General features: G+C 63.2%; 16 protein-coding genes. 4 read left to right on the top strand and 12 right to left on the bottom strand.

What is annotated here, in order from left to right; genetic code table 11:
• Positions 1-36: 36 nt before the first annotated feature.
• Entirely contained in the window at positions 37-420 is a 384-nt protein-coding gene (locus L2I41_RS13980; protein ID WP_237154187.1) for a rhodanese-like domain-containing protein, read from the top strand.
• Positions 421-426: 6 nt separating this feature from the next.
• Here L2I41_RS13980 and L2I41_RS13985 read toward each other — a convergent pair whose 3' ends face one another.
• The 3 genes from L2I41_RS13985 to dapA form a co-directional block, all read right to left on the bottom strand.
• On the bottom strand, positions 427-1,212 hold the full coding sequence (locus tag L2I41_RS13985; protein WP_237154188.1) for an NYN domain-containing protein: 786 nt from the start codon (positions 1,210-1,212) through the stop codon (positions 427-429).
• Between the two features lie 135 nt (positions 1,213-1,347).
• The gene (gene smpB, locus L2I41_RS13990; protein ID WP_237154189.1) at positions 1,348-1,836 is read right to left on the bottom strand and encodes an SsrA-binding protein SmpB; all 489 of its coding nucleotides are present in this window, start codon (positions 1,834-1,836) and stop codon (positions 1,348-1,350) included.
• A 241-nt stretch (positions 1,837-2,077) separates the two neighbouring features.
• The gene (gene dapA, locus L2I41_RS13995) at positions 2,078-2,953 is read right to left on the bottom strand and encodes a 4-hydroxy-tetrahydrodipicolinate synthase (RefSeq protein WP_237154190.1); all 876 of its coding nucleotides are present in this window, start codon (positions 2,951-2,953) and stop codon (positions 2,078-2,080) included.
• 279 nt (positions 2,954-3,232) lie between these two features.
• On the opposite strand from dapA, the gene L2I41_RS14000 reads away from it, so the two are divergent.
• Positions 3,233-5,296: a lytic transglycosylase domain-containing protein gene (locus tag L2I41_RS14000; protein WP_237154191.1), complete on the top strand. Its 2,064-nt coding sequence runs from the start codon at positions 3,233-3,235 to the stop codon at positions 5,294-5,296.
• Between the two features lie 3 nt (positions 5,297-5,299).
• Here L2I41_RS14000 and L2I41_RS14005 read toward each other — a convergent pair whose 3' ends face one another.
• Positions 5,300-6,592, bottom strand: a complete 1,293-nt coding sequence (locus tag L2I41_RS14005; RefSeq protein WP_237154192.1) for a DNA polymerase IV — start codon at positions 6,590-6,592, stop codon at positions 5,300-5,302.
• Between the two features lie 60 nt (positions 6,593-6,652).
• Positions 6,653-6,937 (bottom strand): DUF3572 domain-containing protein, encoded by a 285-nt coding sequence (locus L2I41_RS14010; RefSeq protein WP_237154193.1) that lies wholly within the window; start codon positions 6,935-6,937, stop codon positions 6,653-6,655.
• A gap of 221 nt (positions 6,938-7,158) precedes the next feature.
• On the opposite strand from L2I41_RS14010, the gene L2I41_RS14015 reads away from it, so the two are divergent.
• Positions 7,159-7,527, top strand: coding sequence for a response regulator (locus L2I41_RS14015; protein ID WP_237154194.1), 369 nt, complete (start codon positions 7,159-7,161; stop codon positions 7,525-7,527).
• 125 nt (positions 7,528-7,652) lie between these two features.
• Entirely contained in the window at positions 7,653-9,023 is a 1,371-nt protein-coding gene (locus tag L2I41_RS14020) for a PleD family two-component system response regulator (RefSeq protein WP_237154195.1), read from the top strand.
• A gap of 76 nt (positions 9,024-9,099) precedes the next feature.
• Here L2I41_RS14020 and L2I41_RS14025 read toward each other — a convergent pair whose 3' ends face one another.
• From L2I41_RS14025 to L2I41_RS14055, 7 genes are all read right to left on the bottom strand, one after another.
• Positions 9,100-9,453, bottom strand: a complete 354-nt coding sequence (locus L2I41_RS14025; RefSeq protein ID WP_237154196.1) for a RidA family protein — start codon at positions 9,451-9,453, stop codon at positions 9,100-9,102.
• A 115-nt stretch (positions 9,454-9,568) separates the two neighbouring features.
• A complete protein-coding gene (locus tag L2I41_RS14030) occupies positions 9,569-10,273 on the bottom strand; it encodes a GntR family transcriptional regulator (protein WP_237154197.1) in 705 nt (234 codons plus the stop codon).
• Positions 10,274-10,330: 57 nt separating this feature from the next.
• On the bottom strand, positions 10,331-10,729 hold the full coding sequence (gene hpxZ, locus L2I41_RS14035; protein WP_237154198.1) for an oxalurate catabolism protein HpxZ: 399 nt from the start codon (positions 10,727-10,729) through the stop codon (positions 10,331-10,333).
• Entirely contained in the window at positions 10,726-11,490 is a 765-nt protein-coding gene (locus L2I41_RS14040) for a 5-formyltetrahydrofolate cyclo-ligase (protein ID WP_237154199.1), read from the bottom strand. Before L2I41_RS14040 ends, hpxZ begins: the two co-directional genes overlap by 4 nt.
• 5 nt (positions 11,491-11,495) lie before the next feature.
• Positions 11,496-12,935 carry an AtzE family amidohydrolase gene (locus L2I41_RS14045; RefSeq protein WP_237154200.1) on the bottom strand — a complete coding sequence of 480 codons (1,440 nt, stop codon included), beginning with the start codon at positions 12,933-12,935 and terminating at the stop codon, positions 11,496-11,498.
• Positions 12,932-13,126 (bottom strand): DUF4089 domain-containing protein, encoded by a 195-nt coding sequence (locus tag L2I41_RS14050; RefSeq protein ID WP_237154201.1) that lies wholly within the window; start codon positions 13,124-13,126, stop codon positions 12,932-12,934. The genes L2I41_RS14045 and L2I41_RS14050 overlap by 4 nt, the downstream gene beginning before the upstream one ends.
• On the bottom strand, positions 13,119-13,799 hold the full coding sequence (locus L2I41_RS14055; protein ID WP_237154257.1) for a cysteine hydrolase family protein: 681 nt from the start codon (positions 13,797-13,799) through the stop codon (positions 13,119-13,121). The genes L2I41_RS14050 and L2I41_RS14055 overlap by 8 nt, the downstream gene beginning before the upstream one ends.
• Positions 13,800-13,924: the final 125 nt, after the last annotated feature.

Genomic DNA, 13,924 nt, shown 5'->3' on the forward strand with positions numbered 1-13,924 from the left:
CCAAGGATGGTCAGAACATTGAAATGGACCCACAAGATGCGCCCTCTCCTTCTCGCCGCCTTCCTGCTTGCCGCAACGCCTGCCCTGGCTGTCGACCATCTCGATCCGGCCGTCGTTGATGCTGCGGTGAGCGCCGGCCAGACGGTTCTGATCGACATCCGCACGCCCGAGGAATGGGCCGACACCGGTCTTGCCCGCGGCGCCACGCCGCTGGACATGACCAGCGCCAGCTTCCTCACGGATCTCAAGCAGGTCATCGACAGCAACCCCGGCAAGAAGCTGACCTTCATCTGCCGCTCCGGCCATAGCTCGGGGATGTTGACGGACCAGCTGGAGCACGCGGGACTGCCAGGACTCGCCGACGTCAAGGGCGGCATGAACGCCTGGGTGCAAGAGAGCTTGCCGATGGAGAGCCCGTGAGGGTGGTTATTGCGGGGGCAAAGAGACCGGCTTGAGGCGGATGCGCATGTGGCCAGAAGCGGGCGCATCAACGTCGAAGGCCTCGCACGCTTGAAACAAGCTCGACAGCTTCGGTCTCCCAAAAGCGCGACAATCGAACTTTGGATCGACAATCCTGAGGCGCGAGCCAATGGCGGCAAGATCAATCCAGCCTTCGGTATGGACGAGTTCGGACATGGCCTTGATCGCCAAGGCGGCAAAGGAGTTGGTGGGATGCACGTCCCATACCTTGTTGGCTTTGGGCGTCTTTTTGGGTGCGGTCGTCTGAGGCGCCGGTTTGACGCCTTTATCGGCCGTGTCCTTGACGGCGCTCAGCACCGATTCCGTTGGGCACTTGAGGACTTCCAACGGAAAGTGGCGGGTACAGGCATGGCGGAAGGCTGGCAGCGTCTTGGGGCTGCCGAAGCCGAACACAGCTAGCCCGCCCTCCCGAATGCGCATGGCCAACCGCGTGAAATCACTATCCGATGTGACAAGACAAATGCCTTCAACCGTCTGCGCATGCAGCAGATCCATGGCGTCGATCACCAAGGCGATGTCGGCCGCGTTCTTGCCGGAAGCATTGGCAAATTGCTGTATGGGCAGGAGTGCATGTTGGGCGCAAACGACACCCCAGTTACTCAGACCCGGTCTGGAAAAGTCGCCGTAGGCACGCCGAATGGGAGCTTCGCCCAGCTCGCCGACACTCTTGAACAGATCATCTGCGAGCGAGGCGGAAATGTTCTCCGCATCAATCAAGACAGCAAGCTTCACGTTGCCCTCCGCATTCCTCTTGGTCGCAAGACACAAGATATTGGAAGCAGTCTCCGGAGATACAACCTACGGAGAAGGCAATCGCAACTTATCGTAAATGAAACCCAACCGAGACTCGCGTGAGGTGCCCTGTCCTCAATCCCGGCTGGCGTTCTTCATGATGCGGGCCTTCTCGCGGTTCCAGTCGCGCTCCTTGGACGCCTCGCGCTTGTCGTGGAGCTTCTTGCCTTCGGCGACGGAGATCTCGCATTTGGCCATGCCGCGCTCGTTGAAATAGAGCTTGAGCGGCACGATGGTCATGCCATGGCGCTGGATGGAGGCGATCAGGCGGTTGATCTGCTTGCGCTGCAGCAGCAGTTTGCGCGGCCGGCGCATTTCGTGATTGAAGCGGTTGGCCTGCAGATATTCGGGGATATGGGCGTTGTAGAGGAAGATCTCGTCGCCATAGGGGCCGACATAGGCGTCGCTGAGGTTGGTGCGCCCCTGACGCAAGCTCTTGACCTCGGTGCCCTGCAGCATGATGCCGGCCTCAATCTTCTCGCCGAGCGCATAGTGGAAGCGGGCGGAGCGGTTGTCGGCCACCACCTTGGTATTGGGATCGGTCTTTTTCTTCTTCTGTGCCATCACCAAACCATTGCTATCCTGGTCGAACCTATAAAAGGCTTTGCCTCCGATTACCCCCCTCTCCAACTCTCTCCCTCAGGGGGGGAGAGAGTGCCGGAGGAGCCATCAAACCAAACCTATCAAGGTTCTTGGCGGAGCCACGCCCTACTCTCTCCCCCCTGAGGGGGAGAGTTGGAGAGGGGGGTATCTCCACATATGGCAAGCGAGCCCGTTCAGGTTCGCTTGCTTGGTCAAGTCGGCCTCAATTGATCAGGCCAGCGTGCTCCAGAGCCTTGCGCATGGTGGCCTCGGTCGCGGCGGAGGCCGGGACCAGGGGCAGGCGCAGCTCGTTGTTCATCTTGCCGAGCAGCGACAGCGCGTATTTGGCCGGCTGCGGGTTCGGCTCGACGAAGAGCGCGGTGTGGAGCGGGAACAGCCGATCCTGATAGTCGAGAGCGGTGGCAAAGTCGCCGCGCATGCAGGCTTCCTGGAACTCCGCGCAGAGGCGCGGCGCCACGTTGGAAGCGACCGAGATGCAGCCATGACCGCCATGGGCCATGAACGCCAGAGCGGTGCCGTCTTCACCCGACAGCTGGATGAAGCCGGGGCCCATGGCCTGACGCTGAGCGCTGACGCGCTCGACCTTGCCGGTGGCATCCTTGACGCCGACGATATTCTTCAGCTCGTTGAGCCGCGCCATCGTCTCCACCGACATGTCGATCACCGAACGACCGGGGATGTTGTAGATGAAGATGGGCAGGCCGACGGCGTCGTTGATCGCCTTGAAGTGCTGGTACAGCCCTTCCTGGTTCGGCTTGTTGTAATAGGGCGTGACGACCAGAAGCGCGTTGGCACCGGCCTTCTCGGCGAACAGGGCGAGGTCGATGGCCTCGGCGGTGTTGTTCGAGCCGGCACCGGCGATGACGGGCACGCGGCCATTGGTCACACGAATGCAGGTTTCCACCACCCGTTTGTGCTCGTCGTGGCTCAGCGTCGGGCTCTCGCCCGTGGTCCCGACCGGAACCAGACCGTGAGTGCCTTCCGAAATCTGCCAATCGACAAAGGCTTCGAAAGCCTTGAAGTCGACGGCGCCATCGCGGAAAGGCGTGACAAGCGCGGTGATAGACCCCTTGAACATGATCCCTCGTATAGACGTGCTGGATGAAATCTGATTGCGCCAGCCTCGCAGAGGCGGGACAATAGTGCGAGCGGTCCTTGAGGACAACTCCCGTTCGTCCAATTCTGAAAAAATGCCACATTGATCTGCTTTGAGGCTCAGAAGCCGGCATCAAGCTTTCATCAACCTCGCCGGCGCATATTGCAGTTAATTTTGGATTGATTGAGGCAAGCCCGCTACGCGTTATCGCGATGGGGCAAAAATCGGTCAGTCGATCTGGCACAGGCATCTGGAGGACCCATGCAAGGCACCCCTCGCCGTCCGCGTTTGACCACCCTGTTGCTCATCGGCACATTGCTGGCGAGCCCGGTGATGGCTGCGCCGGGGGTGCTGCCGCCTCCGCCGGGCACGGGGCTGGTGGTCGACGCGGCAGCTGCGCTGACCACAGGTGCGCTGCCGAATGTCTCCGATGCCACGGTGGCGAAGCTCAAGGGGGCGCTGGATGCGCTGGATTCCAAGGATCTGAACGGCGCGCTCGGCATGGCGTCCGGTCTGCCGCAGTTCGAGCGCGACGTGGTCACCTGGATGGCGATCCGGCGCGGCATCGACGGGCTGCAGCCGCAGCAGATCACCGATTTCGCCCGGCGGCGGCCCACATGGCCGTCGGTGGAGCTGATGCGTCGTCGCGCCGAGCAGGCGATGGCGGACATGCAACTGAAGCCGCAGCAGATTGTTGCGGCCTATGCCGGTTCCGACCCCATTTCCGACGACGGCATCCTGTCGCTGGTGCGCGCCAAGATCGCCGTGGGCGAGACCAAGTCGGCGAGCGCGCTGCTCGGCAAGTGGTGGAGCACTGAGACGCTGTCACCGCAGCAGGATGCGTCCATTCTCAAGGAGTTCGGGCCGATCCTGACGCGCGAGCAGCACAAGGCGCGTTACGACATGCTGATGTATGCCGACCGGGTGACGCAGGCCAACTCGCTGTCCCGCTTCCTGCCGGAAGGCCACGCGGCCATGGCGGCGGCGCGGACGGCGGTGCTTCGCGGCGCGGGCAATGTGCAGAAATTGCTGGACGCGGTGCCTAAATCCATGCGCGCCGATCCGATCTACACCTTCACCGTGGCCGAATGGCACCGGCGCAACGACCGGCCGGCGGAAGCGGCCAAGGCCATTCTCTCCATCGAGGGCAAGAAGACCGAGGCGCATGCCGATGCCTGGTGGGTGGAGCGACGCATCGTATCGCGCGACCTGATGGAAAAGGGCAACGCCCGGCTCGCCTACAAGGTGGCGGCTTCGCAGGTGGGCGGCGACTCCGAAGCACAGCAGGAATCGCACTTCCATGCGGGCTGGTACGCGCTGCGCTTCCTCAACGATCCGGCGACGGCGTTGAAGCAGTTCAAAGCGTTGGAGACGGTCTCGGGCAAGCCGATCAGCCGGGCGCGCGCGGCCTACTGGATCGGGCGCACCTATGAGCAGGCGGGACGCGTCGATGATGCGCGGCAGGCCTATCAGACGGCGGCGACGGACGAGTTCACCTATTACGGCCAGTTGGCGCGGGTGAAGCTGGGGGCGCAGTCGCTCGGACTGCCGCCGGTGCCCAAGCCGACGGAGGCCGACCGGCAGGCCTTCGCTCAAAACGATCTTGCACGCATCCTGGTGCTGCTGTTGCAGGCCGGCCACGAAAGCGACGCGGCCCTGCTCTATCCCGAGCTTGCCAAGCAGCTGCCCTCGGGCGGACAGGTGGCGCTGCTGGCGGATTTCGCGGCAAGCCGCGGCAATTACAATCTGGCGCTCCAGGTGGGCAAGCTGGCGGCCGACCGCAATCTCGGCGTGGAACGCCTGGCCTTCCCGCTCGACGCCATTCCGGAAGCGGCGCGCAAGCAGACGGTGGTCGAGCCTGCGGTGGTCTATGCCATCGCGCGGCAGGAAAGCGGTTTCAACCCGAAGGCGCGCAGCGCGGCCGGGGCGCTCGGGCTGCTGCAGATGATCCCGTCGACGGCGGCGGCAACGGCGCGCAGCCTCGGGGTGAAATTCGTGCAGGACAAGCTGACGTCCGATCCCGGCTACAATGCGGTGCTGGGCTCGGCGCATCTCAAGGAGCTGACCGACGAGTTCGGCGGCTCGTATATCCTCACCTTTGCCGCCTATAATGCCGGCAAGAACAAGGTGCGCGAGTGGATACAGCGCTTCGGTGATCCGCGCGATCCGCGCGTCGACCCGGTGGACTGGGTGGAGAGCATCCCCTTCGGCGAGACGCGCAACTATGTGCAGCGGGTGATGGAGAACATCCAGGTCTACCGCGAGCGGCTGGATGGGGCGAAGCTGGGGATCGCGGGCGATCTGAAGCGCGGGGCCTCGAGCTGAGGCTCAGGTCTTGTTGCGATCCCGCCGGGCCCGATCGTCGAAGACCAGGCCGGTTTCAACGGATTTGGCGCCGAACTTGGCGCGGATGGCGTCCATGGCGCGCTCGGCGGCGGCCTTGCGGGTCGACGTGATGTCGATGAGATCGGTGGGGTCGGCCTGCTTGGGATCGCCCAGATCGCTGACGGTGACGCCGATCAGCCGGTATTTGAGACCGTGCGCCTCCTTGGCCAGCAGGTCGTCGGCGGCCTGGAAGATGCGGTCGGCCAGCTGGGTGGGATCAGCGAGACGGCGGGCGCGGGTGGACAGCTTGAAATCGTGGGTCTTGAGCTTCAGCGTGACGGTCTGACCGGCCTTGTCGGCCTTCTTGAGGTGATCGGAGACCTTTTCGGAAAGGCGGCGCAGGATCGGCCGCAGGCTTGGCAGATCGGCGAGATCCTCGAAGAACGTGGTCTCGGCCCCGAAGCTCTTGCGCTTGCCGTGCGGGTCGACGCGGCGGTCGTCCTCCCCCTGACAAAGTTTGGCAAGACGGATGCCCATGGCGCCGTAGCGGCGGATCAGGATCTCGGGCTCCGTCTCCTGCAAGGTGCCGACGGTGCGGATGCCATCGGCCGCGAGACGCTCGGCAAAGGCCTTACCGACGCCCCAGATGGTGGTGACCGGGCGCGGCGCCAAGAAGGCCTTGGCCTCACCGGGACCGATTACCGAGAAGCCGCGCGGCTTGTCGAGATCGGAGGCGATCTTGGCGAGGAACTTGTTGGGGGCAAGGCCGACCGAGACGGTGATGCCGAGGTCGCGCTCGACCTCCATGGCAAAGCGGGCGAGCGTCAGGGCCGGCGAGCCGTGGTGGAGCTGCTCGGTGCCGGAGAGATCGAGGAAGGCCTCGTCGATGGACAGGGGCTCGACCAGCGGGGTCAGCGCCAGCATGCGCTCGCGGACCTGCCGGCCGACCTTGACGTATTTCTCCATGTTCGGCCGAATGACGACCGCCTCGGGGCAGAGTTCGAGCGCCTTGAACATAGGCATGGCCGAGCGGACGCCGCTCAGCCGGGCGATGTAGCAGGCTGTCGAGACGACACCGCGCTTGCCACCACCGATGATCACCGCCCGGTCGGCCAGCGAAGGATCATCGCGCTTTTCGACCGACGCATAGAAGGCGTCGCAATCGATATGGGCGATGGTGAGAGCGTGCTGGTCGGGATGGCGCAGGAGGCGCGGACTGCCGCAGGTGCTGCAGCGACGGCGCACCGGATCGACCTGCACGGCCAGACAGTCCCGACAAAATGCCCCCGCGGTCATGATCGGACACCTCCCCTGCCCGCCTTATTGCTGACGTCTACTGACTGTAGAAGTCAGCAGTCATTCATGATCGCCATCGAGCACATAGCGGGCGGCGGCAATCATGGTCGGGCGGATTGCAGCCGCCTCGGCAAAGGCTAGCAGCAGCGACTCGTCAGCCATGAAAAACTCGAGCACACCGGCGAGAAACCCCGGCTCGCTGGCCGCCTTGCGCAGCTCCGACGGTCCGATGCCGGTCAAAGACAGGAAACGACCGAGTGATTCCGGGTCTCCGGCCAGGAATGCGAGGCCCTGAATGGCGATTTTCTCGGCATTTTCGGCGTTGAGCCTGGAATCTCGGATCATGGTTGCAGCCTGTTTGTGATTGCTAAAGGAATCTATCCTATATTGATATTCTGAAAACCATTGAAGAAAGCGCGCCCCGTTTTGCGTAGACGCGTAGCCGAAAGTTATCCCTTGGCCGCTTGGCCCTGGAACGGTGAGGTGTCTGAGATCGTAATACTCCGAGAGAAAGTGTCGATCGGAGTGTTCCGAGTACCAAGTGGCGGAAGCTGGAAGTGAGCGGTATGGCGAAGACAGTTCTCATCGTCGAAGACAACGAACTGAACATGAAGCTCTTCCACGACCTGCTGGAGGCGCACGGCTATCGTACCGTCCAGACCCGCAACGGCATCGAGGCGCTCGATCTTGCTCGGACCCACAAGCCGGACCTGATCCTGATGGACATCCAGCTGCCTGAGGTCTCCGGTCTCGAAGTCACCAAGTGGCTGAAGGAAGACGACGATCTCCGCTCGATCCCGGTGGTCGCGGTGACGGCCTTTGCCATGAAGGGCGATGAAGAGCGCATCCGTCAGGGTGGTTGCGAGGCCTATATTTCAAAACCTATCTCGGTCGCAAAGTTTGTGGAAACTGTTCGCGCCTATGCTGGCGAGTAAGGTTGCTACATCGCTACCATTGAATGTATCCAAGGATGTCCGCCTGCAGTGCGTTGCATAGCGCAGCAAATCGTGGACCAGCCAAGGACTTTGACGTCTGAACCTTCATAGCCGGGCTTCGTACAATGACTGCGCGTATTCTTGTGGTCGATGACATTGCAGCCAACGTACGCCTCCTCGAGGCGAGACTGACGGCCGAATATTTTGACGTGCACACGGCCACGTCCGGCGCCGAAGCGCTCGACATGCTGGAGCACTCCCCCTTCGACATCGTCCTCCTGGACGTGATGATGCCAGGAATGGACGGCTTTGAAGTCTGCCGCCGCATCCGTGCCAATCCCAAGACCACGCACGTGCCGGTGATCATGGTCACCGCGCTCGACCAGGTCGCCGATCGCGTGAACGGCCTCGAAGCCGGTGCCGATGACTTCCTGACAAAGCCCGTTTCCGACGTGCAGCTGATCACGCGCGTGAAGAGCCTGGTGCGCTTGAAGCTGTTGACCGATGAGCTGACGCTACGCGCCAATCAGGGCAACATCGGCATGGACAAGGCGCTGACTTATGACGATCTGACGCGCGGCAATCCCAGCCGTATCCTGATCGTCGACGACCGCCGTTCGTCCTATGAGCGTCTGTCCACGGTGCTGGCGAGCGAGAGCGAAGTCGAGGTGGAAACCAATCCGCAGGAGGCCCTGTTCCGGGCGGCGGAGAATCCCTACGACCTGCTGATCGTCAACATCACGCTGGCCGATCACGATGCCCTGCGCTTGTGTTCGCAGATCCGGTCACTGGAGCGGACGCGCATGCTGCCGATCCTGCTGATCACCGAGATGGAAGACACCGTGCGCCTGCAGCGCGGTCTGGATCTCGGCGTCAATGACTATCTGATCCGTCCGATCGACAAGCAGGAACTGCTGGCGCGCGCAAGGACGCAGATCCGCCGCAAGCGCTACACCGACCGACTGCGTGACAACGTGCTCAGCAGCATGGAAATGGCGATCACCGACAGTCTGACCAACCTTTACAACAGGCGGTATCTCGACGGTCACTTGAAGGCCGTGGTGGCGCAGTCACAAGAGCGGCGGGCCGACCTGTCGCTGCTGATCATCGACATCGATCATTTCAAGCGCATCAACGACACCCACGGCCACGACGCCGGCGACGACATTCTGAGGGAGTTCGCGGCTCGCATTCGCAAGAACCTGCGCGGCATCGACCTGGCCTGCCGCTATGGCGGTGAGGAGTTCGTGGTGGTGATGCCGGATACCGACTATGACCTGGCGTCGCTGGTGGCCGAGCGCCTGCGCCAGAAGATCGCCCGCGAACCCTTTGCAATCGCTGGCGGATCGCAGTTCGTGGATGTGACGATTTCCATCGGTCTGTCACGCCTCAACGAGTCCGGGGACAGCGTGGAAGCGCTGCTCAAGCGCGCCGACACCGCCCTCTACCGCGCCAAGAACGAGGGCCGGAACCGCGTGGTACTCGCGGCAGCCTGATCGACCGACCAGACATGAAAACGGCCCCGGACGGATGATCTCCGCGGGGCCGTTTTCATTTGCAATCAGCCAGTTCTCATTCCGGCAGGGCGGCCGTGACGATGAACTCGACCTTGTACTCGGGGGCCGCCAGCTTGGCTTCGCCGGTGGCGCGGGCAGGCGTGTGGCCGGGAACGACCCAGGACTCCCAAACCTCGTTCATGGCGGCGAAATCATTGATGTCGGCCAGCCAGATGATGGTCTGCAGGATATGGGTCTTGTCGGTGCCGGCGGCGGCCAGCAGGCGATCGACCTCGGCCAGCGCGAAGGCGGCCTGGCTCTTGACGTCGCCCTCGGGCTTGCCGACCTGGCCGGCGAGATAGACGGTCTTGTTGTAGACGACGGCGTCGCTCATGCGCTTGCCGGTGCCGATGCGGGTGATGTTGGACATGGAAATCTCCAGGATCTGGGTCAGGCGATTATGGCCTTGTACCTATCCGCAGGATCGCTCTGCCGCAACCGAAAACGGTTGATGTCCACGCCCCTGCCGCAGCAGGAACTGCCGGTCAGTGTGCCTCGGCGTAGGCGTCGTAGGCTTCCTCGACGGAGATGAGATGCTGACGCATGGCCAGATAGGCGGCCTCCCGATCGCCGCGCAGGATGGCCGCGACCACATGGTCATGCTCTTCGAAGGAGCGCTGAAGACGCCCGATGGTGCGAAATTGCGCACGGCGGAAAGGTTGGATGCGCGTTCGTGTTTGCTGTGTTATTTCAAATAGATAGCTATTGTGCGCGCCGACATAGATGGCCGAATGGAACGACTCGTTGACGACATTGTAGCTCTCAGGCTCACCGATCCGGACCAGCTCGCGCAGCTCATCGTGGATGGCTTCAAGCTGCCGCCGTTCCGGTGTCGTCATGTTCTGGGCCGCAAGACCCGCGCAGGCGGCCTCAAGCTCGGCCATGGTGACGAACATGTCGTGCAACTGCCGCTCATCGAGCTTGGCGACGATGGCGCCGCGGTGGGGCCGGATCTCGACGAGGCCGCTGGCGCTGAGCTGGCGCAAGGCTTCGCGAACGGGGGTGCGCGACACACCGAAGCGGGAAGCAAGGCGCACTTCATCCAGCGCGGTGCCCGGCTCAAACTCGCCGCTGACGATGGCGTCGGCAAGGTCATGCCGCAAGCCCTCGGTGCGCGTCCGGCCGTCGGGCCGGGGAGCCGAGATGCTGATCCGCCTGGACTTTACCTTGCTGCGCACCGCCGACTTCATCACACCCTCGATCTTTGGGCCAACGTGCCAGGACGCCGGCACTCCGGCCTGCGGAAGTTACTTCGACTCGTCGATCACGCTCACATGCGCCGCAGCGACACGCCAGCCGTCGGACGTTCTCACCCACGTCTGCATCTGCCGCCCGACCCGTCCAGGGGCGCTGTCGCGCCGGAACAGCGTGGCTGCAACGCCAAAATCCCGGCCGTAGGTGGTGATCACCGTGCGGTCGATGGTGCGGGCCAGCCCTGCCGGCGAGCGGGCAGCGCGAAACGCGGCAACTTCGTCGTATCCATAGAGATTTTCCCCGATACCGTAGCGGATCGTCGACGGTGCCACAAGGAACAAGCGATCGAGTGCGACAACATCGTTGGAGACGAGAGCGGCTTCATATTCGGCGAACACGGCTTCGAGCTCGGCCTTCACCTCGGGCAGATCGATGTCTTCAGGAGAAATCATGAGCGCGTCTCGATGCGGGAGCGAAGATCCGTGAGGAAGGGTATGTCGCGGTATTGGTCCGGCTGGACGGCATCCCAATAGACGCCCCTGGGCTGGACGTGGCGGGTGCCGGTGACAGTGAGCCCCTGCTCGGTCGCCACATAATGCAGCGCGGAATCATGGGCTTGCATGGGCAGGCGATCAGCGTCGACCAGCTGCACGGAATGCACCGTGGTGGCGATCGGGGTCTTTTCGTCGACGAGGCCAAGTTCGCGGAAGATGCCGAGTTCGAGATCGGCGAAGCCTCCCCCCTTGCCGGTGCGTCCGCCGGCGCGCGTGACGGCAACGGAGCCGACGACGACGAAATCGATGGGCGACATGTCAAAGAACTCGAGCGGCTCGCCATGGGCGAGGAAGCCCTGACTGGTGGCGGCCAGCTCGAACTGGATGCCGTCAGCCCGCAGTCTGGCCGGATCGAGACGGACAAAGGGAAAGCCCTTGGTCAGCTCGGGAACCGGCGCATAGACCACCTTGCCATCATACAACGCCCTGAGGCGGACGGGGATTTGTCCGGCGTCCGGATTGCATTTGACGATGTGGGCGGCGGCCCATTCGGGCGCCCTCGACAGGTGCAGGGCGGCGAGATCGGCACCGGCGAAATTGGGAATGCGACCGGCGACCGGGCCGACATTGACACCGGTCTCGACCAGTTTTTCCCAGATTTCCGCCCTGAGATCATCCTTGGTGTTGTTGCGTCCAGTCCAGCGCGGGCTATCGGCCATCGGTGTCAGTCCCCCGTGATCATGGCGATGGGCGCCTTGGCGGTGCCGAGCAACTCGAGGCGGCGAGCCACCTTGAGGGCGATATCCTCGCGCCAGGGCGCGGCGATCACCTGAACGGCGATCGGCATGCGCTCGCCCTCCAGCCAGACGGGAACGGCGGCGACCGGCAGGCCGGCAAAGGAGATGGGCTGGGTGAACAGGCCGATGTTGGGCCGCGCCGGAACCTCCTGTCCGTTCAAGGACATGGTGAGCTGGTCGCGGTAAAGCGCCGGGAATGGCGTCGCCGGCGCGAGGATCACGTCGACCTCCTCGAACAGGCGATTGACGGCGGCACGATACCAGGAGCGGAAGCGCTGGGCGGCGATCACCCAGCCGGCGGGCAGCAGGGTACCGGCGAGGAAGCGGTCGCGCGTTTCCGGGTCGAAATCGGCGGCGCGGGTCTGCAGGCGCTGAAGATGCAGCGTGGACGACTCGGCGTTGGTGATGAGATAGGCGGCCGCGCGAGCGCGTTCGGCCTCAGGAATCTCAATGTCGTCAATGAGATGGCCGCCCTTGACGGTGATGCCGCCCGAACCGATCAGCGCTTCGGCAACCACATCCACGGCCTTGTTGGCCAGCGGGAAGCCGGGGTTGCAGAAGTAGCCGCCGGCGCGGGCGACGCGGAGGTCGCGCGGCAGGAAGTCGAGCTCCTCGGAGGCATAGACGGGCGGGCGGGAGGCGAGATGCGGATCTGAGGCGTCCGGGCCTTGCAACACGTCGAAGGCGAGGCTCAAGTCCTTGACGGAACGGGCGAAAGGCCCGAGGTGGTCAAGGCTCCAGGTGAAGGGGAAGCTATGGGAGCGACTGAGACGGCCATAGGTGGGTTTGAGGCCGAAGATGCCGCAGAAGGACGAGGGAACGCGGATCGAGCCGTTGGTGTCCGAACCAAGCGACAGGGCGACCAGACCGGCGGCGACGGCAGCTCCCGAACCGGATGAGGAACCACCGGTCATCCTCTTGAGATCATGGGGATTCTTGGCGTCGCCATCATGGGCGTTGCGACCCGTGAAGTCATAGGCATATTCGCCCATGTTGAGGGCACCGAGGCAGACGGCGCCGGCTTCGGAGAGGCGGGTGATCAGGGGGGAGTCGGCCGTGGCGGGGGGATGATCGCGATTGATCTTCGAGCCGGCGCGAGTCGACAATCCATTGATATCAAATAGGTTCTTGACACCGTAGGGCACGCCGGCCAGGGCCAGCTGCTCGCCGGCGGCAATGCGCGCGTCCACCTTGTCGGCCTCGGCCAGGGCACGATCGGCGGTGACGTCGGTGAAGGCGTTGACCGCCTCGTCGATGGCGGAGATGCGATCGAGCGAGCGGCGGACGATGTCGCGCGCGGTGATCTGGCGCGAGTTGACGAGATCGGCAATCTCGGACGCCGTTCCGTTGATGGGATCGAGCGTCATTTGCCGGCCTCGAAGACGTTGGCGATTTCCACATGGTCGTCGAGCGGGAAGTTCAGCACCAGTTCGGCCATGCGCGCGGCGGTCTCAAGGTTGACAATAACACCGTTGCGCCACTCGGGGACAATCTCGATTCCCACCACCGGAGCCATGTGATCCACATGGGCGGCCGCGTCGAACTTCCGCTCAACCATCTGATTTCCCTCCCGAAACGGCTTCCGCAAGCGCGGATAGCGGCGCCACCCAACCGACGATGGCGCCCTGGGCGGCGATCATGGCGATGGTAGCTTCCTTGAAGGCAGGAAAATAGCTTCCGGTGGCATCTGCAATGAGCAAGTTGGTGAAGCCACGATCGTTGGCTTCCCGCATGGTGGTTTGTACACAGACTTCTGTGGTGACGCCGGCAAAAACGAGGTGGGTGACGTCCAAGTCCTTGAGGATGCTGGATAAGTCGGTTGCGTAGAAGGCGCCTTTCCCCGGTTTGTCCACAACATATTCACCGGGTAGCGGCTTGAGGGCGTCGATGATGTCGGCACCCGGTTCGCCACGGATCAGTATTCTCCCCATGGGGCCGTCGTCGCCGATGCGCAGCGCCGGATTGCCACGGTCACGCTTGGCGGGCGGACAGTCGGAGAGGTCAGGCGCGTGGTTTTCGCGCGTGTGGATCACGGGCCAATTGTTCTTCCGGAACAAGGCGATAAGGTCAGCTACAACGGGAATGACCGGGGTGAGAAGCGACACGTCGTTGCCAAGCGTTTCGCCAAAGCCGCCGGGCTCGACGAAGTCGCGCTGCATGTCGATGACGATGAGGGCGACCTTGTCGGGCGGGAAGGAATAGTCGAAGGGGGCGGCCTTAACGGTGAACATCACGGTCATTCCCAAAATGTCGCAGGTTGCGTGCAGAAGGCCGGGGGCATTGTCACATCCTCCCAGGGTGCATGACACGGATATGTCACCTGGCGCGGCAAGACGAAGAAGGCTCCGCCGACGAA

Origin of the sequence: Oryzibacter oryziterrae (assembly GCF_021864535.1) — a bacterium.
GTDB classification, from domain to species: Bacteria; Pseudomonadota; Alphaproteobacteria; order Rhizobiales; family Pleomorphomonadaceae; genus Pleomorphomonas; species Pleomorphomonas oryziterrae.